The organism is Rhodococcus sp. IEGM1339, assembly GCF_050321925.1.
Taxonomy (GTDB): domain Bacteria; phylum Actinomycetota; class Actinomycetes; order Mycobacteriales; family Mycobacteriaceae; genus Rhodococcus; species Rhodococcus pyridinivorans.
Genome location: NZ_JBNQFT010000003.1, coordinates 288,647 through 309,078, shown reverse-complemented (window position 1 = coordinate 309,078; position 20,432 = coordinate 288,647). Strand labels below are relative to the sequence as shown.

At 69.6% G+C, this 20,432-nt stretch carries 23 protein-coding genes; 9 read left to right on the top strand and 14 right to left on the bottom strand.

Translation table 11 applies throughout. The features are described from left to right. Window positions 1-167: 167 nt before the first annotated feature. The 4 genes from ACQR3U_RS06085 to ACQR3U_RS06070 are packed head-to-tail and all read right to left on the bottom strand — an operon-like array spanning window position 168 to window position 4,283. The gene (locus ACQR3U_RS06085) at window positions 168-722 is read right to left on the bottom strand and encodes a YbjN domain-containing protein (RefSeq protein WP_230809968.1); all 555 of its coding nucleotides are present in this window, start codon (window positions 720-722) and stop codon (window positions 168-170) included. After that, a complete protein-coding gene (gene mshA, locus ACQR3U_RS06080) occupies window positions 719-2,053 on the bottom strand; it encodes a D-inositol-3-phosphate glycosyltransferase (RefSeq protein ID WP_230809967.1) in 1,335 nt (444 codons plus the stop codon). Before mshA ends, ACQR3U_RS06085 begins: the two co-directional genes overlap by 4 nt. Next, window positions 2,050-2,949 (bottom strand): alpha/beta fold hydrolase, encoded by a 900-nt coding sequence (locus tag ACQR3U_RS06075; RefSeq protein ID WP_230809966.1) that lies wholly within the window; start codon window positions 2,947-2,949, stop codon window positions 2,050-2,052. The genes mshA and ACQR3U_RS06075 overlap by 4 nt, the downstream gene beginning before the upstream one ends. A 5-nt stretch (window positions 2,950-2,954) precedes the next feature. After that, window positions 2,955-4,283 (bottom strand): MFS transporter, encoded by a 1,329-nt coding sequence (locus ACQR3U_RS06070; RefSeq protein WP_230809965.1) that lies wholly within the window; start codon window positions 4,281-4,283, stop codon window positions 2,955-2,957. 50 nt (window positions 4,284-4,333) lie between these two features. Between ACQR3U_RS06070 and ACQR3U_RS06065 the strand changes: the two genes are divergently transcribed. Beyond that, window positions 4,334-5,428 carry a tocopherol cyclase family protein gene (locus tag ACQR3U_RS06065; RefSeq protein WP_230809964.1) on the top strand — a complete coding sequence of 365 codons (1,095 nt, stop codon included), beginning with the start codon at window positions 4,334-4,336 and terminating at the stop codon, window positions 5,426-5,428. A 15-nt stretch (window positions 5,429-5,443) separates the two neighbouring features. Here the strand turns inward: ACQR3U_RS06065 and ACQR3U_RS06060 are convergent, their stop codons facing one another. Further along, on the bottom strand, window positions 5,444-6,769 hold the full coding sequence (locus tag ACQR3U_RS06060; RefSeq protein WP_372477533.1) for an ROK family transcriptional regulator: 1,326 nt from the start codon (window positions 6,767-6,769) through the stop codon (window positions 5,444-5,446). Window positions 6,770-7,051: 282 nt separating this feature from the next. Next, on the bottom strand, window positions 7,052-7,729 hold the full coding sequence (locus ACQR3U_RS06055; protein ID WP_071935541.1) for a TetR/AcrR family transcriptional regulator: 678 nt from the start codon (window positions 7,727-7,729) through the stop codon (window positions 7,052-7,054). A gap of 83 nt (window positions 7,730-7,812) precedes the next feature. On the opposite strand from ACQR3U_RS06055, the gene ACQR3U_RS06050 reads away from it, so the two are divergent. Next, the gene (locus ACQR3U_RS06050; RefSeq protein WP_006552368.1) at window positions 7,813-8,562 is read left to right on the top strand and encodes an SDR family NAD(P)-dependent oxidoreductase; all 750 of its coding nucleotides are present in this window, start codon (window positions 7,813-7,815) and stop codon (window positions 8,560-8,562) included. Between the two features lie 143 nt (window positions 8,563-8,705). Here ACQR3U_RS06050 and ACQR3U_RS06045 read toward each other — a convergent pair whose 3' ends face one another. Beyond that, complete coding sequence (locus ACQR3U_RS06045) at window positions 8,706-9,800, bottom strand: UDP-N-acetylmuramate dehydrogenase (RefSeq protein ID WP_080678485.1); 1,095 nt, start codon at window positions 9,798-9,800, stop codon at window positions 8,706-8,708. Between the two features lie 23 nt (window positions 9,801-9,823). Here ACQR3U_RS06045 and ACQR3U_RS06040 point away from each other — a divergent pair, with 23 nt between their 5' ends. The 3 genes from ACQR3U_RS06040 (at window position 9,824) to ACQR3U_RS06030 (ending at window position 11,722) form a co-directional block, all read left to right on the top strand. Further along, window positions 9,824-10,333, top strand: a complete 510-nt coding sequence (locus ACQR3U_RS06040) for a DUF2505 domain-containing protein (RefSeq protein ID WP_006552370.1) — start codon at window positions 9,824-9,826, stop codon at window positions 10,331-10,333. A 75-nt stretch (window positions 10,334-10,408) separates the two neighbouring features. Further along, window positions 10,409-10,909 (top strand): DUF2505 domain-containing protein, encoded by a 501-nt coding sequence (locus ACQR3U_RS06035; protein WP_230809963.1) that lies wholly within the window; start codon window positions 10,409-10,411, stop codon window positions 10,907-10,909. A gap of 3 nt (window positions 10,910-10,912) precedes the next feature. After that, window positions 10,913-11,722, top strand: coding sequence for a class I SAM-dependent methyltransferase (locus ACQR3U_RS06030; RefSeq protein WP_138844086.1), 810 nt, complete (start codon window positions 10,913-10,915; stop codon window positions 11,720-11,722). Between the two features lie 35 nt (window positions 11,723-11,757). Here ACQR3U_RS06030 and ACQR3U_RS06025 read toward each other — a convergent pair whose 3' ends face one another. Next, window positions 11,758-12,375 (bottom strand): type IV toxin-antitoxin system AbiEi family antitoxin domain-containing protein, encoded by a 618-nt coding sequence (locus ACQR3U_RS06025; RefSeq protein WP_006552373.1) that lies wholly within the window; start codon window positions 12,373-12,375, stop codon window positions 11,758-11,760. Window positions 12,376-12,479: 104 nt separating this feature from the next. Between ACQR3U_RS06025 and ACQR3U_RS06020 the strand changes: the two genes are divergently transcribed. After that, a complete protein-coding gene (locus ACQR3U_RS06020; protein ID WP_230809962.1) occupies window positions 12,480-13,232 on the top strand; it encodes an LmeA family phospholipid-binding protein in 753 nt (250 codons plus the stop codon). Between the two features lie 38 nt (window positions 13,233-13,270). Here ACQR3U_RS06020 and deoC read toward each other — a convergent pair whose 3' ends face one another. Next, window positions 13,271-13,936, bottom strand: a complete 666-nt coding sequence (gene deoC / locus ACQR3U_RS06015; RefSeq protein ID WP_019291175.1) for a deoxyribose-phosphate aldolase — start codon at window positions 13,934-13,936, stop codon at window positions 13,271-13,273. A gap of 194 nt (window positions 13,937-14,130) precedes the next feature. Here deoC and ACQR3U_RS06010 point away from each other — a divergent pair, with 194 nt between their 5' ends. From ACQR3U_RS06010 to purU, 3 genes are all read left to right on the top strand, one after another. Further along, a complete protein-coding gene (locus tag ACQR3U_RS06010; protein ID WP_230809961.1) occupies window positions 14,131-14,664 on the top strand; it encodes a GNAT family N-acetyltransferase in 534 nt (177 codons plus the stop codon). Beyond that, window positions 14,661-15,533 carry a class I SAM-dependent methyltransferase gene (locus tag ACQR3U_RS06005; protein ID WP_230809960.1) on the top strand — a complete coding sequence of 291 codons (873 nt, stop codon included), beginning with the start codon at window positions 14,661-14,663 and terminating at the stop codon, window positions 15,531-15,533. Before ACQR3U_RS06010 ends, ACQR3U_RS06005 begins: the two co-directional genes overlap by 4 nt. 76 nt (window positions 15,534-15,609) lie before the next feature. Then, complete coding sequence (gene purU / locus ACQR3U_RS06000; protein WP_006552379.1) at window positions 15,610-16,497, top strand: formyltetrahydrofolate deformylase; 888 nt, start codon at window positions 15,610-15,612, stop codon at window positions 16,495-16,497. Between the two features lie 95 nt (window positions 16,498-16,592). Here purU and ACQR3U_RS05995 read toward each other — a convergent pair whose 3' ends face one another. The 5 genes from ACQR3U_RS05995 to ACQR3U_RS05975 all read right to left on the bottom strand — a co-directional run bounded on the left by ACQR3U_RS05995 (window position 16,593) and on the right by ACQR3U_RS05975 (window position 20,417). Then, window positions 16,593-17,630, bottom strand: a complete 1,038-nt coding sequence (locus ACQR3U_RS05995; RefSeq protein WP_372477532.1) for an alpha/beta fold hydrolase — start codon at window positions 17,628-17,630, stop codon at window positions 16,593-16,595. Window positions 17,631-17,670: 40 nt separating this feature from the next. Further along, entirely contained in the window at window positions 17,671-18,594 is a 924-nt protein-coding gene (locus ACQR3U_RS05990; RefSeq protein WP_230809959.1) for an AurF N-oxygenase family protein, read from the bottom strand. 89 nt (window positions 18,595-18,683) lie between these two features. Continuing rightward, window positions 18,684-18,974: a DUF2516 family protein gene (locus ACQR3U_RS05985; protein WP_024101750.1), complete on the bottom strand. Its 291-nt coding sequence runs from the start codon at window positions 18,972-18,974 to the stop codon at window positions 18,684-18,686. Between the two features lie 64 nt (window positions 18,975-19,038). After that, window positions 19,039-19,941, bottom strand: coding sequence for an apolipoprotein A1/A4/E family protein (locus ACQR3U_RS05980; RefSeq protein WP_230809958.1), 903 nt, complete (start codon window positions 19,939-19,941; stop codon window positions 19,039-19,041). Next, complete coding sequence (locus tag ACQR3U_RS05975; protein WP_269572330.1) at window positions 19,938-20,417, bottom strand: helix-turn-helix domain-containing protein; 480 nt, start codon at window positions 20,415-20,417, stop codon at window positions 19,938-19,940. The genes ACQR3U_RS05980 and ACQR3U_RS05975 overlap by 4 nt, the downstream gene beginning before the upstream one ends. Between the last annotated feature and the right edge of the window lie 15 nt (window positions 20,418-20,432).

The following is a 20,432-nucleotide window of genomic DNA, read 5'->3' as shown; positions in this document are numbered from 1 at the left end:
AGAAACCGGACCGGCGATCGACAAAACCCCAGGTCGCTTCGTGGGAACGCGCCGTTTCCCGGACGTTTTCAGCGGATTTCGATTGTGGGAATGGTCACACCATACGGCCGTGCAGACCTCTCCAACCGGACATGTTCACGGTGAGATAACGGTGTCCGGCAGCGCCGTCACCCGTTCGCTTCGCGCCGATCCCCGGGTTCGTCGTCGTCCACATCGGGCTCGAACGGCGTGCCGGTCTCCTCCTCGATGAGGTGACGGAACGGCTCGAGATTGCGCAACGGTTCGCCCCGCGAGACCCGCCACTCCCATTCGCGCTTGATGGACGTGATGAACCCGATACCGAGGATGATGTTGAAGTCGTGGTCCGCCGCCTCGAGGACCTGGCCGAGGACCGCGTCGATCTCCTCGGGGGTCAACGCGTGCGCGGCGATGCGTCCCACCAGATAGATGTCGCCGACCTTGTCGAGCGTGTACGCCACGCCGTACAGGCGACGGTTGCGACGCAGCAGGTAGCGGTACACCGATTCGAAGTTCTCGTCCGGCTTGCGGCACACGAACGCCTCGACCCGCACACCGTGCTGTCCGACGCTGAGCAGCGTGGTCGTCGCGAGCTTCTTCTCGCCCGGAAGCTCGACGACGAAGTGCCCGCCCTCCTTGACGGAGAACTCGAGCTCGCGATCGCGCAGCGTCGATTCGATCAGTTCGATGAGCCGGTCGCTCATGCCGTGACTCCCCTCGTCCGGCGCAACTTCCACACTCCACGCTGCCGTCGCAGCGAGTGCTCGCCGGTACCGAAGGCGCGGTTGCGACGCATCCCGGCCCGTCGGTAACTGTCGAGCAGTCCTTCCGCGGTGTGTTCCCACGAGAAGGACTCCGCATGCACGGGCGCGGTCGCCGCGAATCGGGCGAGACGATCCGGATCGCCGACGAGCGAACGCAACGCCGTCGCCCAGTCGTCGATGCGGTGCCCGTCGACGAGCATGCCGGTCTCCCCGTCGCGCACGGCGACGCCGAGACCCCCGACGTTCGCGGCCAGCACGGGCGTGCCGCAAGCCTGCGCCTCGATTGCGACGAGACCGAAGGACTCCGAATAGCTCGGCACCGCAACGAGATCCGAAGCCCGGTAGACCTGGACGAGACGGTCCGGCGGCTGCGGCGGGAGGAAGGTGACCCGCGACGCGATACCCAGCGCGGACGCGAGTTCGATGAGCGCGTCGGGGCGCTCGAGACCCGTTCCCGAGGGACCTCCCACCACGAGCACCCGCAGTGGCATGCCGGGATCGTCGGCGAGTGCCCGCGCAGCGGCCTCGAGCAGCACGTCGGGGGCCTTGAGCGGCTGGATGCGGCCTACGAATGCCACGACGGTCTCGCGCGGGTCGAGTCCGAGCTCGGCGCGGGCGGCCGCGCGGTCGCCGGGCCGGTAGCGGTTCAGGTCGGCGCCCGGTGCGACGACGTCGATCTTCGCGGGATCGGCCCCGTAGATGCGTTCGAGCTGCCCCGCTTCGTCGGCGGTGTTGGCCACCAGGCGGTCGGACTCCGCGACGACCTGCTGTTCCCCGATCTGCCGGGCTGCGGGTTCGGGGGTGTCGCCCTCGGCGAGCGAGGCGTTCTTCACCGCGGCGAGCGTGTGGGCCGTGTGCACGAGCGGCACACCCCAGCGGTCGCGGGCGAGCCAGCCGACCTGCCCCGACAACCAGTAGTGCGAGTGCACCAGGTCGTAGTAGCCCTGCGGGTGCCGTGCCTCCTCGCGCAGCACGCCGGCAGCGAAAGCGCACAGCTGCGTCGGCAGGTCGTGTTTGTCGAGGCCTTCGAAGGGGCCGGCCTCGATGTTGCGGACGAGCACCCCGGGCGCGGCCTGCTGGAGGGCCGGATCGGCCGACGAGGTCGCACGGGTGAAGATCTCGACTTCGACGCCGCGACGCGCGAGCTCGACGGCGGTCTGCAGGACGTACACGTTCATACCGCCTGCGTCCCCGGTTCCGGGCTGCGCCAGCGGCGAGGTGTGGACCGAGATCACGGCCACGCGGTGCGGGCGGCTGGGCTGGGACGTCACCCCTCCATACTGCCCTGCTGCCGATCTTCGCGTGTCGCCGCCTCTGCCGTCGCGGTGCGAGCGAACTCTCCGACCTCCGACACGAACCGGTGGGGATCCTCGACGAACGGACCGTGGTCGACGCCCTCCCAGATCGAGGTCGTGGCGCGTCGCAGCAGCGACGCCGCGTGGTGCGCCGCGGAGACGTCGACGACCGAGTCGGCGTCGCCGTGCAGGAGGAGAACCGGCACGTCCAGGCCGGCGAGCAGGTCGTCGTTGCCCACCGCTCGGTCGAACAGCGCCGCACGGACCCGGGGCGGGGTGGACAGGCTCGCGCCGAACAGTGCCTGCGACACCGCACCCTTGCCCTCGAGGAGAGCGCTGTCCTCGACGGGACCGGTGAGCGCGTTGCCGAAGGAACCGAGCGCGCGCACCGCTTCCTTCGGGTCCTCGGACATCGCGGCGGGGATCGCGGCACGCATCGAGGCACCGACGCGTCCGCCCTTCTCGCCGCGCCCGATGCTCGTGATGGCACCCACGAGGACGAGGCCGGCGACGGCTTCCGCGCCGTGTTCGGCGAGATAGTCGCAGATCACCAGACCGCCGTAGGACCATCCGAGCAGCACCGCCGGGTTCGTCCCGGAGACGTTCTCGGCGGCGAGCACCGCGGCGAGGTCGCCGGCCCAGAGCTTGCGATCGGCGTATCCGGTCTCGGGAGCCTGCGAATAACCGTGTCCGCGCAGGTCGACGGCGACCACACGGAAGTCGCGGGCGAGTGCGTCGAGAACCCCGTCGCCCCAGCACCGCGACGACTGCGCCCATCCGTGGAGCAGCACCAGGACCGGTGCCGTTTCGGAGCCGAATGCGCGATACACGAGGGAGGTGCCGTCGATACCGGCCACTTCACGAACTGCCATGCGCGTCACTCTAACCGTGCCCGCACATGGATCCCGCCGGCGCAGGTGACGGCGAGGATGCCCGCGGCGACCGCCACGAGATATCCGGTGCCGGCATCGGTCCGGTCGATGACCTGCCCCACCAGCGCAGACCCCGCGGCGACACCGACCCCGAGACCCGCGACGGTCCACGTGATGCTCTCGGTGAGCCGGTCGGGCGGCACGATCTGCTGCGTCAGCGACGTCGCCACGATCATGATGGGCGAGATCGCGCATCCGGCAACGAAGTACAGCACCGTGAGCATCGGCACGGAGCCGGCGAGCAGCAACGGGCACAGCAGCACGGCGAGAGTGCCGGTGGCGACGAACAACTGGCGGGTCGGAGCACTCGATCCCACCCGGCTACCGAAGATCAGGCCGCTCATCGCCGAACCCGTCGCGAACAGTGCGAGCGCGAAGGTGGCCGAGCCCGGAGAGTTCTGTTCGGCCGTGAACGCGACGGCTGCGACATCGATCACGCCGAAGACCACACCCATCGCGACCATCACCACGACGACCGACAGGAGGACGGGCATGCGCAGGATGTTCGTCCGCGCACGGTCGTCGGTGTGCGGTTGCACGGGAGGCTCCGTGCTGCGCAGCGCAGCAAGGGCAAGGGTGCCGACGAGCAGCAGGACCGCGCCGAGCAGCGGGCCGGCCTCGGGGAAGACCGCCACGCTCAGGCCCACCGACAGGACGGGGCCGACGATGAAGCACACCTCGTCGACCACCGCTTCGAGCGCGAAGGCGGTGCGCAGTCGCGGGGTGCCGCCGTAGAGCTGTGTCCACCGCGCCCGCACCATCGCGCCGATCGTGGGCATGAGTCCCGCCGGGATCCCGCAGACGAACAGCCACACCGTGGGCACCTCGAACCGGACGCCCGAGAGCATCGCGAGGGTGGCGACCGCACTGACGGCCGCCGCCGTGGGCAGGACCCGTCGCTGGCCGTACCGGTCGACCGCGCGGGAGACGAGCGGGGTGAGCACGGCGTACGACAGCGCGAACACCGCGGACAGTGCGCCGCCGACCGCGTAGTTACCCTCGAGCTGGGAGAACATCGTGACGATGCCGATCCCGACCATCGCGATCGGCAGTCGCGCCACGAATCCCGCCAGGCAGAACGCGGCTGCACCCGGCGCTGCGAACAACTCGCGGTACGAGCCGCCCTTCTCTCCTGTCACGTACTTCTCGCGTTCTCTTCGGTCCGATCCGGTCCGGTCAACGTTATGGCCGACCGACCACGCGAGGTGAAGGTACCTCCCCCGCGTCCGCACATCGCTGCCCGATTCCGCGCGTTCCGTGACGGGAACGGCCATGCTGGGTACATCCGGAAACGGACAGGACGGATCCACGGAACGGAGCGGGCATGGCGGTGCACGAACGACACGGACGGCTCTCACCGAAGGATCTCTCTCCGAGGAGTCTGTGGACCCGCTACCGCGCGTCGGGAGCGGATCTGCCCTTCGGGAATCCGCTCGCCGCGCACGGCGTCGCGATGGAGGGTTACTTCTGGCGCTCCACCCAGCCCGGAACCGGCCGCGTCGTCATCGCTCTGTGCGGGGTAAACCGTGCAGACGACTCGGGAGGGCCCGGCTCGCACTGGGCGACGCTCGGTCTGGCCGCCCATCCCGGGGGTTTCCTGCGCACCGCCGCGCATCCGGTGGCCGCTTCCGATCCCGATCGGCTCGGCGCATCGGCCGGCGACGTCTTCTGCGGCGACAGCGAACGCGTGTGGATGGATCTCGGCGACGACGCCCGTCTCGACATCCGGTTGTCGGATCTGTGGCTCTGGCCGCGACGCCGCTTCGGCGCGTCGAGCGTGTTCCATTCCGTCCCCGGTCTCAACCAGTACTGGCATTCCTGGCTGCTCGGCGGCCGGGTGGAAGGGCACGCGATCCTCGGCGACGAGAAGTGGGATCTGACCGGCGCGCAGGTCTACGGCGAGAAGAACTGGGGCAAGGGCGGTTTCCCCGAGTCGTGGTGGTGGGGTCAGGCGCAGGGATTCGCCGACCCGCAGGCGTGTGTGGCGTTCGCAGGCGGGCAGGTGCATTCGGGTCCGCTGCACACGGAGGTCACGGCGGTCGTCGTCGCACTAGCCGACGGGCGCATCGTGCGACTGGGCAATCCCGTCACGTCCCCCGTCCGGGCGACGGTCACCGACGAGAGCTGGCACCTGCGCGGCCGCAACGCCCGCTGGAGCGTGGAGATCTCCGGAAGTTCACCCATCGGAGCGGCGCACGTCCTACCGGTCCCGCTGCCCGCGGAACGACGGAACGTCGCCGGTTCGATCGAACATCTCGGCGGTCGCATGACCGTGACGGTCCACGAACGCGGGAAACTGGTGTGGGCCGACGAATCGCACTCGGCCGCACTCGAACACGGCGGGCTCGACCGGGCCCGGGCGGAACTCGACCGGCGGGGCGCCGCTGCGGACGCGACGGACGCACCACCGAGCGTGTGAATCCGACGGGATCGCTCAGAGTTCGGTGCGCTTCATCGCCGCGATCGGATCCGAGAACAACGAGCTGAGCGAGACGACACCCGCGGCGTGGGCCTGCACCCGGTTTCCGAAGCCGGTGATGCGGATGTCCTTGCGCGGCAGGGTGGTCGACGCGGCGAACGCGCGGGCGACGTGCGGAACCGCGGCCGGGTACTCGGTGAAGGCCTGTCCGCCGAGAATCACACGGTCGGGATTGAACAGGTCGCGCAGCATTCCGACGGTGCGGCCGAGCACCGTGGCCCGCTCGACGAGCAGACCGTGGGCGGCCTCGGATCCGTTCCGCGCGAGGCGGTAGAGCGACTGGATGGTGTCGTCGCCGTCGGCGAGGATGCCCTCGGCCACCGCACGCTGCACGATCGCCCGGTCGCTCACCGTCGCTTCGAGGCAGCCCGTGCCGCCGCACGAGCACCGCGCCGACGAACCGGTGGGGAAATGCGTCACCGAGCCCGGACCACCGGCAGGAGTGTGCACCTTGCCGTCGAAAGTGATTGCCACACCGGCCGTCTCACGAACGTAGAAGTACAGGCCGGTGCCCTTGACCTCGGGGGCGTCGCGATCGGGGGTGAGGAGCAGCTCGGAGGCGGCCATCGCCTCGACGTGCGCGGCCACCGAGACCGGAAGCCCCATACCGCCACCGACGATCGCGCCGACCCGGGCGTCGACCCAACCGAGTCGCGGGTGCGTGACGACGGCGGTGTTCGAGTCCACCCGCCCGCCGAGTGCGACGCCGACCCACAACGGGGCGCGGCGGTGCCACCGCCCGACGAAGGCCTTGGCGCTCGCGGTGATCGACGCGAGCGCGGCGTCCTGGTCGCCGGTCGGCGTGGGGACCTCGACGGCGCCGATGATGCGACCACGCAGGTCGCTGGCGACGATGCCGGTGGTGACGGCACCGATGTGAATGCCGACCGTCAGGTACCGCTCGTGGTCGACCTCGACGGGAACACGCGGCCGGCCGACCGCGCCGGGTTCGGTCAGGTCGGCGCGCTCACGCAGCAGACCTGCCGAGAGCAGGGCCGACACCTGACGATTGACGGTGGCGATGCTCGCACCGGTGACCTTGGCGATCACGTCGCGCGAGACGGGGCCGCGGTTGGCGGCGACACGGAAGACCGACGCCCCGGTGCCGTCGGCGATACGCAGGTCCGGCGGAACGATCCTGACGGGGCTCGACACACGGGAGGTGCGGGGACGGACGACCGTCGCACGCGTGGATCCACGGACGGCGGAACCGGCGGCGCGACGGGGCGCGGACGACCGCGAGGGAAGGGAAACGGACGGCGAGAGAGTGGGAACCGACACGGCGCTGATCCTTGGCTGCTGATCCGGACGTGATGACCGGAGAACGGGCGGGAGACGATCGACGCACCGAGACCCCGACGTGGAGAACATGATCGGAGACGGACCCGCACAACGAGGGCGGGATCGGTGCGGAGTTACTTTCCGCAGCAGCGACAACAGAGTTCACGCGCCAGAGGCAGCCGTGATCCCAGCGCGGCGGTCACATAGGTGACCCGCGGTGCGGAGGCGCGGCCGACTGACATGTCGCTCAAACTATCGCCCGAACCGCGTCGTGTCCAATCCTCACCGATCCGGTGGGAAATCTTCCTGCACGTCCCCGCGTGCGTGCGCGGTCTCCGCCGACACCGGGGCGAGCAGCAACGCCTCCCACGCGTCGACGAGTGCGGCGAGTTCTGCCGTGGTGGGTGATTCGCCTGCACGGTGACACCGCGCCAGCGCACCGACGGTGCCGGAGTAGACCAGCCGCAGACGCTGCCCGGCGATATCGTCGGGCAACGGCCCGAGCAGGGTCCGTAGCGCGGTGTCGGACCGGCGGCCGCTCTCGGTTCCCGTCGGTCCGGTGACGCGGAAGCACTCGGCGAACCGGTCGTGGTTCGACAGCCGGTCGAGGAAGGCGACGTAGTGGTTGTTGCGGCCGAGCGTGCCGGCCAGGGGGCGGATGATCACCCACAGCAGGTCGCGGACCGAGAGGGTCTCCCGCGTCCGCAGCATCTCGGCGAGGAGCGCTTCCCGCTGGGAGTGCAGGGCGAGCAACCGGTGGGAGAAGACCGCCTCGAGCAACCCCTCCTTGGTGCCGAAGTAGTAACCGACCACCGACGAGTTGTGCTGTCCGGCGGCCTTGCGGATGTCGGCGAGGGTGACCCCGTCGTATCCACTGCGGGCGAAGAGTCGCTCGGCGGCTTCGACGAGCCGGATCCGGGTCTGTTCGCCCGAACTGTATCGACCGCGGGTGGTGGTCATACGCCGCAGGGTAGCCGCACGGAAAGGACTTCGCAGGCCGGGACGTGCGGCGGCATCCGGTGCCCGACACTACGATTGCCCCCATGAGCATCTCTCCCGATTCCCGCGTCGCCGTCGTCACCGGAGCTTCCTCCGGAATCGGCGAGGCGACCGCCCGCACGCTCGCCGCACAGGGCTTCCACGTCGTGGTGGGCGCACGCCGCCTCGACCGCCTGCAGAAGCTCGCCGACGAGATCGGCGGTACCGCGCTCGAGCTCGACGTCACCGACGAGGATTCGGTCGACGCTTTCACCACGGTGTTGCCGCGGGTCGACGTGCTGGTCAACAACGCCGGTGGCGCCAAGGGACTCGCACCGGTGGCCGAGGCCGTCGAGGACGACTGGCGCTGGATGTGGGAGACCAACGTCATCGGCACCATGCGCATCACCAAGGCGCTGATCCCCAAGCTCATCGCCTCGGGCGACGGCCTGATCGTCACCATCACCTCGGTCGCGGCCTTCGAGGCCTACGACAACGGCGCCGGCTACACCTCGGCGAAGCACGCGCAGGCCGTGCTGCACCGCACGCTACGCGGCGAACTGCTCGGACAGCCCGTCCGCCTCACCGAAGTCGCGCCGGGCGCGGTCGAGACCGAGTTCTCGCTGGTGCGCTTCGAGGGCGACAAGGATCGGGCCGACAAGGTGTACGAGGGCATCACCCCGCTCGTCGCCCAGGACATCGCCGACATCATCGGCTTCGTCGCGTCGCGGCCGTCGCATGTCAACCTCGACCAGATCATCGTCAAGCCGCGCGACCAGGCCAATGCCGGCCGGTTCCACCGCGTCACCGACTGACCCACCGCGGTGGTGGGCGCGGCGAGGCGGTCGCGCCCACCCCCGTCGGTACTGTCACGGTCACCGGGGGTGGGCGGGAGCTGGTCTTCGATCCCGCCACCGCCTTCGGGGTGTTCGACCGGGGACGACGGGCGGGCCGTCCGTCAGATCACGCAGTTCACGGTGACGGGTTCGGGATGCAGACGGACCCCGAAGGCGTCCTCGACGCCGTCGCGCACCGTCCGCGCCAGCGCCACGAGGTCCGCGGCCGATGCCGCTCCCCTGTTGGTGAGCGCCAGCGTGTGCTTCGTCGACAACCGCGCCGGTGCGTCGGCGCCGGGGAAACCCTTCACGAAACCGGCCCGCTCGATGAGCCATCCGGCCGACAGTTTGGTGCCGCCGTCCGCGGGGAACTGCGGGATGCGCACGTCCTCCCCCACCTTCGCCGCGATGGCCGCGAGCACCTGCGGCAGGCGGTCGTCGGGGACGACGGGATTCGTGAAGAACGATCCGGCGCTCCAGGTGTCATGGTCGTCGGCGTCGAGCACCATGCCCTTGCTGCGGCGCAACGCGAGCACGTGCTGGCGTACCTGCGCCGCCGGCCGGCGCTCGCCCTCCTCCGCACCCAGCGCGACAGCGAGCTCCCGGTATGCGAGGGGTGCGGACGAACCGTCGCTCCGCACGTCCAGTTCCACCTCGAGGACGACCGCTGCGTCGGTGTGCTTGAGGATGCTGGTCCGGTAGCCGAGACCGAGTGCCTCGGGGCCGGCCCACGAGTCCTGGCCGGTGGCGCGGTCGAACAGGCGGACGCGACGCAGGATCGAGCCCACCTCGACGCCGTACGCGCCGACGTTCTGCACCGGCGTCGCTCCCGTGGAGCCGGGGATGCCCGACAGGCATTCGAGGCCGCCGAGGCCGGCCTCCACGGTGGCCGCGACGACGGCGTCCCATTCGGCTCCCGCGTCCACCCGGACGTGGTCGTCGCGGAGGTCGACACCGGTGGTCGCGACACGCACCACCACGCCGTCGAAGCCGTCGTCGCCGATCACGAGGTTGGAGCCACCCGCGAGGAGCAGCAGCTGCACTTCCTGCTCGTCGAGCAGGCGCACGACCTCGATCAACGACGCGGTGGACGTGCATTCGACGAGATACCGGGCGGGGCCACCGAGCCGGAGGGTCGTGAATTCCGACAGCGACACCTGCTCGGACACCGTGGCTCCCGTTTCGACGAGCCGGGCCCTGGTACGTGGATCAAGCACCAGCAAACGGTAGCGTGCCCCGTATGGGCAGCCCTATCGACCACACTGCGAACTACTCGTCCCCGCCTGCTGCGGTCCACGCGGCGTTCGTCGATCCGCAGTACTGGCAGACCCGGCTGCGTGAGGTCGGTGGCCCGGGTGCGGCGGTCGAACGCGCCGACACCGGCGACGGCACGATCGAGCTCGACCTCCATCAGGCCATCCCGGCCGAACACCTGCCGAGCATGGTCACGAGCCTCCGCCCGGGCGATCTCGTCATCCGGCGTCACGAATCGTGGGGAGCGCTCGCCGACGGCCGCGCCGAGGGCAGGTTCTCGGCCCACGTCGACGGCATGCCCGGCGAGGTCACCGGTGGGATGACCCTCATCGCCGACGGCGCGGGCTCGTCCGTCGTCATCGAGGGCACCGTCGAGGTGAAGATCCCGTTCCTCGGTTCCAAGATCGAGGGGATGATCGTCGAGCAGCTCGTCGAGCTGTTCGACGCGGAGCGCACCTTCACCGAGCAGTGGTTGAACGGGGACCACTCGGCCTGATCGCACCCCCGCTGAGCTCTCCGTGGACGGTCGCGATTTCCGGGCAGGCCGTCCGGCGCGGTAACCTGGCCGGTCGTGGCACGGCGTATCGACTACTCCGCCCGCTTCCCTCATCCACCGGAGCGGGTGTACGAGGCTCTCGCCGACCCCGCCCACTGGGAAGCGCGGATGACCGAGATGCGCAAGTACTCGGAGAACCACGTCCGCGGGTTCACGGTCTCCGAATCGGGCATCGCGCTGGTGTTGCACCACGTCCTGCCGCGTTCCGACCTGCCGGAGATCGCCCGCACGGTGATCAAGAAGGACATGGTCATCACGCGCAAGGAGAACTACGGGCCGTTCACCGACGGCGCGACCGGCACCTACCAGGCGTCGATCCCCGGCGGTCCGGGCAGCCTCACGGGCACGATGGAGCTCTTCGGCGACGACCACGGCGCCACGCTCCGCACCATCTCCGAGGCCAAGGTGCACATCCCGTTCGTCGGCGGCAAACTCGAAGAACTCATCCTCACCAATCTCGTCGACGTGTTCCGCACCGAAGCGGCCATCACCGCCGACTGGCTCGCCGGTCGGTAGCGCGTGCGGAATCGAGGACCCGTCGGTGTCGTCACGCGCGGCACCACCGGCATCAACAGGCTGCGCCGCAGCGACCGCTGGGCGATGCACGACCCCCACATCATGAGGGCGTTGACGCACGCCACCGACCCGCTGGTGGTCGATCTGGGTTACGGCGCCATGCCGGTGACGACCCTCGAACTCGCCGCGCGCCTGCGTCGGGTCCGCAGCGATCTGCGCGTGGTCGGTCTCGAGATCGATCCGGACCGTGTGGTCCCGGGCCGCGACGGTGTCGCGTTCGCCCGGGGCGGCTTCGAGCTCGCGGGCCTGCGTCCGACCCTGGTCCGGGCCTTCAACGTGCTCCGGCAGTATCCGGAGGAAGCGGTCGAACCGGCGTGGGCGCACCTGCGTTCCGGCCTCGCTTCCGGCGGCCTGCTCATCGACGGCACGTGCGACGAGCTGGGCCGGCGCTGCGCCTGGGTGCTCCTCGACGAGCACGGTCCCCGTTCGCTGACCCTGGCGTGGAGCCCGTTCCACGTGGAGAGACCGTCCGACGTCGCCGAACGGCTGCCGAAGGCGCTGATCCACCGGAACGTCCCGGGCGAGCCGATCCACGCGCTGCTCCGCGCGGCCGACCGGGCGTGGGCGACGAGCGCTCCGCACGCGGCGTTCGGGCCGCGGATCCGATGGAAGGCGACGCTCGAGCTGCTGCGGGATCAGGGCTTCCCGGTGTCTCCGCCCCGCCGCCGTCTGCGTGACTGCGTGCTGACGGTGCCATGGGACGCGGTCGCGCCCGCCGGCGCACCCGTTGCATCCGAGCTGGTCGCGGTCTGAGACCGTCTGTCCGAGTTCGTCGTCGCTCCGGTCGGTCAGCCCGCGGCGAGGAGCGCGAGCTCGATCCGGTCGGCCACCGCGGCCGGCTGGTTCGCCACGGCGGCGTGCAGCTGGTCGGAGTCGACCCGGCCGAGCGCGATCGCGTCGCCGACGAGTTCGTCGAGCACTTCCTGGGACACGCCGCCGGCCGCGAGGTCGACCGCGGTGCGGGCGGGTGTGGTGATCCGGAAGGCCCCGACGACCTCGCAGTCCTCCTCTGCCAGCGTCCGGTGATGCAGCGCGAGCCGGTTGCTCGGCACGGTGCGCTGGTCGGGTGTGGACAGGTGCAGGAAGCGGGGCTGCAGGTGGCCCATGCCGTGCAGGTCGGCGGCGCTCTGGTGCGAGACGACCGCTTCGCCCTCGTACCAGGTGCACCATTGGGCGAATTCGTCGAACTTCGTCCGTGGGCTGTCGCTGAGGCGGAACAGTTCGGTCTCGACGCGGATCCACAGTCCCGCCTCGATGCGTTCCGCGAAGTCGTGAGCTGCTATTCCGTGACCGACGGCCTGGCGTGCGGTGAAGAACCCGGCTTGTGTGGCGGCGAGGCGCCGCAGCGAGTCGTCGGCATCGGCCCGCCCGGTTGCGTCGTAACCTGAATCCGTCCACCCTGTCATGGCGCCCAGCGTAGCCGAAGAATGTGGTACACCTCACATATTTTCCTCATCCTGTGGCCGTGTGCTCAGTCGATCCTCAGCGTCGTCCGGAAGAATCGGCGACCATGACGCAACGGAAGCGCAACCGCACCGTCACGATCGCCGTCGTTCTCGTCGCGGCGCTGATCGCAGTCCTGGTGGGCGCGGAGGTCTACGTCCGCAACCGCGCGACGGCCTGCCTCGCCCAGTCCTTCGAGAGCGAGCTCGGCACGGGAGTCGACGTCGACCTGAGCTGGAAGCCGGTGTTGCTCCAGCTGCTCGACCGGCAGGTTCCCTCGGTCGCTCTCGACAGCGACGACACCGCCTTCGGTCCGGCCCAGCAGATGCAGGTGCACGCCGAGGTCAACGACGTCGACCTGCGCGACTCCGCCGAGGGCGCCGGCACCATCGGCAGCTCGAGTGCCGACGTCTCGTGGCCCACCTCCGGGATCCTCGCGACCGTGCAGAGCCAGTCGGTCGGCGGCCTCGTCACCGATGTCATGGCCGACGAGAACGCGGGCACCTTGACGTTCACGGTCGGCGGCCAGGGTCTCGCGGAGTTCACCGCGCGACCGGTGGTGAACGGCGGTGTGGTGACGGTCGAGACGACCGACGCGACGATCCTCGGCATCGGGCTCCCGACGGCCCTCGTCGACGGCGTCGTGGAGATCCTGACCTCGGGTCTGCAGCAGTACCCGCTGGGTATGCAGGCCACCGAGGTGAACGTCACCGACAGCGGTATCGATCTCCGCCTCGAGGGTGGCCGCTTCGTGCTGCCGGAGGCCCCGCAGGGACAGCAGCAGCAACAGCAGGAGGGCAGCTGCGGCCTCCTGTCGTGAGCGAGGAGGCCGGTCCGGCAGACCGTCGAGAGCTGTCGTCAGCTCTGCAGCCCGTCCAGCACCGCGCGGCTGCCGGACAGTCCGAGTCGCGTCGCTCCGGCCTCGATCATTGCGACCGCGTCCTCGGCGGTGCGGATGCCGCCGCTCGCCTTGATGCCGAGCTTGCCGCCCACCGTCTCCGCCATGAGCGCGACCGCGTGGGTGGTGGCGCCACCCGCGGGATGGAAACCGGTGGAGGTCTTCACGAAGTTCGCCCCGGCCTTCTCCGCGGCGCGGCACACCTCGACGATCGCCTCGTCGGAGAGCACCGCGGATTCGATGATGACCTTGAGGACAGGGTCGAAACCGATCGCTTCACGCACGGTGAGGATGTCGGCGAGGACGGCGTTGTAGTCGCCGGCCACCGCTGCGCCCACGTCGATCACCATGTCGATCTCGCGTGCGCCCTCGTCGACGGCGAGTCGCGCCTCGGCGCCCTTGATGAGGGAATGGTGCTTGCCGGAAGGGAAACCGACGACCGTCGCGACCGTGACCCCCTCGGCCCGCAGGGGCAGCATCGACGGCGACACGCACACCGCGTACACGCCGAGTTCGACGGCTTCGTCGACGAGGGCCCGCACGTCCTGCGAGGACGCTTCGGGCTTGAGGAGGGTGTGGTCGATCATCGACGCGACCTGCGCGCGGGTCAACGTAGTTCCGGACATGACTGCAGCTTTCCACACGGCGAGATCCGACGGCCGTGCTCAGCAGGCTTCGCCCCGTGCCGGGTAGTCGATTCCCATGGAAATCCTGGTGATCGCGCTTCTCGTCGCAGTTGTGGCCGTCGTGGTGGTCCGGAGGAACAGCAGACGGCGATAATTCGATACCGCCGCACCGCTTCGGCCACGACAATGATCGCGTGCTGATCCGTCGAGAACTCCCCGCCGACGTCCGTGCGACCGCCGACGTGCATCGCGCCGCGTTCGCGCCGTTCGCCCCGGAAGGTCGCGAGCCGGTCGAGCCCGGTCTGGTCGCGTCGTTGCGGGCGAGCGACGCATGGCTGCCGCCGTTGTCGCTCGTGGCCGAGGACCCCTCGGGCGCGATCGTCGGCCAGGTCGTCGCCACCCGGGGTCACGTCGGCGCCACCCCTGCTCTGGGCCTCGGTCCACTCGGTGTCCGTCCCGATTTCCAGCGCTCCGGCGTGGGCGCCGCTCTCATGCACGCCGTGCTCGGTGCGGCGGATGCCCTGGACGAGTCGATCGTGCTCCTGCTCGGACATCCCGACTACTACCCCCGATTCGGTTTCGTGCCCGCCGCCGAACTCGGGATCTCCCCCGACGTCGAGGAGTGGGCGTCCCACTTCCAGGCACGGGCGCTCACGGCACACGACCCCGAGCTGCGGGGCACCTTCCGGTACGCCGAGCCGTTCTACGCCCTCGAGGAGCAGGCATGAACGACGATCCCGAGAACCCCTGGGCCGATTCCGCCGAGACCGCACGCACCTTCGACGCGGCGAGCGGGGATTTCGACGAGCTGACCCCGACGGTGTGGGGACCGGCCGGGCAGGCACTGGTCTTCCAGCTCGGCGTCGCCCCCGACGAGGCGGTGCTCGACGCGTGTTGCGGAACGGGATCGTCCGCGCTTCCCGCCGCCGCCGCCGTCGGACCCGAAGGTCTCGTCCACGGCGTCGACGTCGCCAACGAGATGCTCGAACACGGCCGCCTGACCGCGGAACGCCGCGGCCTGAAGAACATCGAATTCGTCTGTGCGGACGCCTCGCAGTGGGAGGCACCGTCGGACGTACCCGACGCCGGCTACGACGTGCTGTCGATCTCCTACGGGGTGTTCTTCCTCCCGGACATGGACCGAACCTTCTGGCGTCTGGTCTCGCTCGTGAGGCAGGGCGGACGCGCCGGCGTGACGGTCTGGCGACGCGGCGCGATGGAGGAGTTCTCGTCGATCGTGTTCGATGTCGCGTCGCGCTACTCCCCCGGGCTGCGCGAGCGCGGCGTCCTGCGCGACCGCACACCCCTGCACCGGATCGACACTCCGGACACACTCGAGGCGTGGCTCGCGGACGCCGGAACCGATTCCGTGGAGGTCCGCACCCTGTCGAATCTCCTTCCGGCGACGGAGGAGTTGTGCTGGTCGCTCGTAACGGGCACCGGTTTGCGCGCGGTGCTGACCGGGCTCGACTCCGGGCAGGTGGCGTCGGTGCGGCAGCAGATCGCCGAGGAGGTCACCGCACGCGGACTGCGCACGATCGATGCGACCACTCTCGTCGCCACGGGTACGGTTCGACGTCCTCCGGTCTCGGGCTGACGACCGGAGACAGGGTCTACCGGGAGCAGGGCCGACCGGAAGTAGGACGCCGTGTGTCACCTGAGAGAATCGGGGCATGACGCTCGCCTCATCCGCCGACGATCGACGTTACGTTCTGACCCTGGGCTGCCCGGACACCACCGGGATCGTCGCCCGCATCGCGACCTTCCTCGCGGAGGTCGGTGGTTCGATCGTCGAGGCGGCCTACCACGCCGATCAAGACACCGGTTGGTTCTTCACCCGGCAGGCCGTCCGGGCGTCGTCGATCCCGTTCGGACTCGACGAGCTGCGCGAGAAGTTCGCGAGCGTCGCCGCCGACATCGGCCCGCAGACCGAATGGACGCTCTCCGACACCGGCAAGCGCAAGCGCGTCGTGCTGCTCGTCAGCAAGGAAGGGCACTGCCTGCACGACATCCTCGGACGGGTCGCCGCAGGGGAACTCGACGCCGAGATCTGCGCGGTCATCGGCAACCATCGCGATCTCGAACCGGTCGCGCAGCGACACGGCATCACCTTCCACTACGTGTCGTTCCCGAAGGATCCCGCCGAGCGCGGACCGGCTTTCGAGCAGGTCCGCAAGCTCGTCGACGCCCACGACCCGCACGCGGTGGTCCTCGCCCGGTTCATGCAGGTGCTCCCGGAGGAACTGTGCGAGCACTGGGCCGGCCGCGCGATCAACATCCACCACAGTTTCCTGCCGTCGTTCATCGGCGCACGGCCCTACCACCAGGCCTTCACGCGCGGCGTGAAGCTCATCGGCGCGACCTGCCACTACGTCACCGCCGAACTCGACGCGGGCCCGATCATCGAGCAGGACGTCATCCGCGTCAGTCACAGCGACAGCGTCAGCGACATGGTCCGTCAGGGCCGCGACGTCGAGAAGCTGGTCCTCTCGCGCGGTCTGCGCTGGCACCTCGAGGATCGGGTGCTGGTGCACGACAGTAAGACCGTCGTCTTCCGGTAGATCCCCCGAGCCGAAACCGGTCCACCCGCGAGCGGATGGACCTGTCTTTCGTGCGTGGGTGATCGGCTCAGCCGACGTGCGTGCGAGTGATCGGCTCAGCCGACGGGCACACCGGCTCGTTCGACAAGGTGCGCGAGCTCCTCGTCGAACCGGTCGATCGCTTCGACCGAGCTCATGTGGCCGATGCCGTCGAGCACCACGAAACGTTCGAGGTTGCCCGCACGGTCGAGTTCCTCGGCGAGACGCCGGGCGTGGACAGGCGGGGTGAGACGGTCGGCGGTGCCGACCAGCACTGTCGTCGGCACGGTGAGATTGCGCAGACCCTCACGGATGTCGAGGGCACTCAGTGCCCTGCCCCAGCCGCCCCGCGTGCGCGGCGGGCAGCCGAGCACGATCTTCTCGCAGAACTGCACCTCGGCGGCGCTCGCACCGGGCGACAGGGCCACGTAGCGCAGGGCCCGCGTCGTCACCGGGGACGCCGCCAACGGGACGGTCGCACCCATGAGCCGGCTCGCGACGGGCACCGGCACCCGCGGGAAGCGTTGCGGCAGCGGCACGATCGCCGAGTCCGCGACCAGCCGGTCGGTGCCGGTGCTCGCGAGCAGCACGCCTGCGACCGTGCGGCCGACGTCCTCCGGGTACTTCTCGGCCCACGCGATGATGCTCATCCCGCCCATGCTGTGACCTGTGAGCACGGCCTTCGAACCGGGCCGGACCACAGCGTCGAGGACCGTCCGGAGATCGTCGGCGAGCACGTCTGCTCCCAGCGTCCGCGCCCCGGCCTCACTGTCGCCGTGCCCGCGCTGGTCGTAGACCACCACCCGGTAGTTCTCCGCGAAGGCGTTGATCTGCGGGGTCCAGTACGCGGCGTTGCACGTCCAGCCGTGACAGAACACCAGCACGGGAGCGTCCGCGTCGCCATAGGCGAGCACGTTCAGCCGGGCACCGTCGTCGGCGCGGACGTCGAGGATCTCGGGTTCGAGTTCCGGTTCGCGCAGCAGCTCGTGCGGGGCGACGTCCTCGGTACGGACGACCGTCCGACGACGCCGGCGGACGAGCACGGCGGTGGTCGCCGCGGCAGCGAGGACGATCGAGCCCGCGGCGATCGACGCGGTCGGGGACGGCTTTCTCACGGGTGGAATTCTCCTGTCGGTTCGGTGGAGCAGCGCGACGTCACAGGACGTGCGCGCGACGCAGAAGCAGAGTTGACGGACCGCCGATCAGTCCCACCTCGTCGAGGAACTCGACCGTGCGGCGAGTGCCCTGACGGAGCTTGTCGTGGTAGTGCCTGTTCTCCTGCGCGGCCTTCTTCGCTTCGGCGACGTCGAGTCCGGCCGCGGCGTAGACCTGGTCGTTCACGAGGCTGGTGACGACGAAGTACGCGCTCACCCCGAGGTGGATCCGGATCCATGCCCGCTCGAGACGTCCGAGCCGGGCCGAGCGCCTGCGTGTCTCCTCGCGGGCGTAGCGGATGTGCCGCGACTCCTCCACGACGTGGACGTGACTCACCGTCCGGGTGATGGGCTGCACCCGCTCGTCGCGCATGAAATCGCGCTGCATCATGTCGAGGATCTCCTCGGCGAACAGGGTGCCGCCGTAGGCGAGGGCGCCGCGCGCGACGGCCTTGAACAGCCGGCCGGTCTCGCGGATCCAACGCTTGGGCCGGTAGGAGGGGATGCCGTATCGCTGCGCCGACCGTGCGAACATGATCGAGTGCCGGCATTCGTCGGCGATCTCGGTGAGCCCGAACTGCACGTAGGGGGTTGCCGGATCGTGCCGGTAGAGATCGCGGACGAGCATCTGCATGAGGATCATCTCGAACCAGATCCCGGTGCCGGCGATGCTCGCGGCCTCGTGCTCGGTGAGGGTGATGCGCTGGTCCTCCGACATGCGTTCCCACAGGTCGGTGCCGTAGAGACTGCACCACTCCGGGGTCATGCCGTACTTGCCGTCCACGAGCGGCGCGTCCCAGTCGATCTCGAGCTCGGGATCGTAGGAGAGCCGCGCCGACGAATCGAGCAGGCGTTGCGCGGTATCCTGCCGGTGATCCGTGGAGTGTTCACCCGGCAGGCTGTCGTGCTTTCGCAGGAGCGTCATCGCCGATCACCTCGTCTCGGAAAATTATCCGTTACCCGAAGTGTCATTATCTGGATCACACTTGTCAAGCGAAAGGGAGGCCCGACCCCCTACCACCGAGGGCGCTGGACCTCCTCGACCCGCGGACGGACGTCCACGAGGTACACGCACACGGCGACGACCGCGATGATCCCGAGCAGACCCACCGCGCCGAAGACGACGAGGACGAGCAACGCGGCCACGAGGATGCCGAGCCAGACGGGCTTGGTCAGCTTGTCGACGGCCGGAAACGCCTCGGCGGGCTGACGCACGACGTGGAACAGCGCGAATCCCGCCCCGGCGATGGCGATGATCTGCAGCGCGAGGATGATCAGACCGGCAAGTGAATCGACATTGGTCACCACACCAGTCTACGAGAATCGGCCCTCGTGCGAGTTCGCACGAGGGCCGATCGATCACTGCAGGTCAGGAACCGCTGGTCTTGCGCGGAGCCGCCTTCTTGGCAGGGGTCTTCTTCGCCGGGGTCTTGGCGGCGGTCTTGGCCGGAGCCTTGGCGGCGGGCGTCTTGGCAACCGTCTTGGCCGGGGCCTTGGCGGGAGTCTTCTTGGCCGGAGCCTTGGCCGGGGTGACCTCGACCGGCTCGACCGGGGTGGCCACCGACTCGACCTTCTCCGCAGCCTTGTAAGCCGCTTCGCGGACCTCGCCGCGGGCCGACTCGACCCGTCCGGCGGTCTCGGAGCCCGTCTCTTCGGCACGCTCACCGAGCTCGACGACGCGCTCGGCGGCCTTGTCGCCGGCGTCGGACACGGCCTCGCTCACCTCGTCGCTCGTCTCGGAGATGCGGCCGGCCGCGCGACCCGCGAGCTTAGCGGCCTGCTCGCCGACCTCGCGGGTCCGGCGGGCCACCGTCCCGAGGGCTTCCTCGGTGAGGTCGGCGGCGTCGCCGAGCACGGCTTCGGCGCGACCGAGGCCGTCCTCGAGGGCCGGCTGGGAGCGCAGACGCTCGATGGTCTCCTCACCGCGCTCGGCGAGTGCGGTGTAGAGGTCGGAGGCGACCTTCAGGTACGCCTCGGCGACCTTGCGCAGCTCCTCGGTGCTGAAGCGCTCGCGCAGCTCCGCGATCTCCTCGGGCAGCTCGGCCGGGAGTTCGGCGAGACGCTCGCGGAGGGACTCGACGGTCTCGGTGAGATCGGCGGGCAGGGTCGCGAAGCGGTCGCGGGCGGTCTCGACCCGCTCGGCCACCTCGGTGCGGTTGGTCTCCGCACGTCGGCGCGCCTGGGCCACGAGGTCGGCGACGGCCTGGACGACGGCGTCGCCGGCACCGACCGCGGCGTAGAGGGAGGTACGGATGTTGGTGGGATCGGTCATGGAGTTTTCTCCTCGTCGAAGTCTGTCGGATGGTCGGGCCGGGCCTCGCCGGTGTTCTGCTGATTCTCTCGGCAGAACGAGTCGTAGATGTCGAGCAGGACCTGCTTCTGCCGCTCGGTGAGAACGGTGTCGACGAGCACCGCGTCGCGCACGGCGCTCTCCGCTCCTCGATGTTCGAGGATCCCCGCTCGCACATAGAGAACCTCGGCCGAGAGCCGCAACCCCTTGGCGATCTGGGCGAGCACTTCCGCGGACGGCTTGCGCAGGCCCCGTTCGATCTGGCTCAGGTACGGGTTGCTGACACCGGCCAGTTGCGACAACTGGCGGAGCGACACCTGTGCAGCCTCGCGCTGCGACCGAATGAAGGCACCGATGTCCTGGGCGGCGTTGTTGACCACCCGAACGGCGATATCCCCCGGTCCGGCGCTGTCGTCCGGCGTGTCCGAGCCCTCGATCGGATCTGGTTCCGTGGACACACCGACCAGTCTACG

What these genes read in the sequence shown, in the direction of transcription:
- ACQR3U_RS06085 (WP_230809968.1), bottom strand. Translation starts at nt 722, where the DNA reads ATGAGCGACCGGCTCATCGAACTGATCGAATCGACGCTGCGCGATCGC.
- ACQR3U_RS06075 (WP_230809966.1), bottom strand. Translation starts at nt 2,949, where the DNA reads ATGGCAGTTCGTGAAGTGGCCGGTATCGACGGCACCTCCCTCGTGTAT.
- ACQR3U_RS06070 (WP_230809965.1), bottom strand. Translation starts at nt 4,283, where the DNA reads ATGGCCGTTCCCGTCACGGAACGCGCGGAATCGGGCAGCGATGTGCGG.
- ACQR3U_RS06065 (WP_230809964.1), top strand. Translation starts at nt 4,334, where the DNA reads ATGGCGGTGCACGAACGACACGGACGGCTCTCACCGAAGGATCTCTCT.
- ACQR3U_RS06055 (WP_071935541.1), bottom strand. Translation starts at nt 7,729, where the DNA reads ATGACCACCACCCGCGGTCGATACAGTTCGGGCGAACAGACCCGGATC.
- ACQR3U_RS06050 (WP_006552368.1), top strand. Translation starts at nt 7,813, where the DNA reads ATGAGCATCTCTCCCGATTCCCGCGTCGCCGTCGTCACCGGAGCTTCC.
- ACQR3U_RS06040 (WP_006552370.1), top strand. Translation starts at nt 9,824, where the DNA reads ATGGGCAGCCCTATCGACCACACTGCGAACTACTCGTCCCCGCCTGCT.
- ACQR3U_RS06025 (WP_006552373.1), bottom strand. Translation starts at nt 12,375, where the DNA reads ATGACAGGGTGGACGGATTCAGGTTACGACGCAACCGGGCGGGCCGAT.
- ACQR3U_RS06020 (WP_230809962.1), top strand. Translation starts at nt 12,480, where the DNA reads ATGACGCAACGGAAGCGCAACCGCACCGTCACGATCGCCGTCGTTCTC.
- deoC (WP_019291175.1), bottom strand. Translation starts at nt 13,936, where the DNA reads ATGTCCGGAACTACGTTGACCCGCGCGCAGGTCGCGTCGATGATCGAC.
- ACQR3U_RS06005 (WP_230809960.1), top strand. Translation starts at nt 14,661, where the DNA reads ATGAACGACGATCCCGAGAACCCCTGGGCCGATTCCGCCGAGACCGCA.
- purU (WP_006552379.1), top strand. Translation starts at nt 15,610, where the DNA reads ATGACGCTCGCCTCATCCGCCGACGATCGACGTTACGTTCTGACCCTG.
- ACQR3U_RS05990 (WP_230809959.1), bottom strand. Translation starts at nt 18,594, where the DNA reads ATGACGCTCCTGCGAAAGCACGACAGCCTGCCGGGTGAACACTCCACG.
- ACQR3U_RS05980 (WP_230809958.1), bottom strand. Translation starts at nt 19,941, where the DNA reads ATGACCGATCCCACCAACATCCGTACCTCCCTCTACGCCGCGGTCGGT.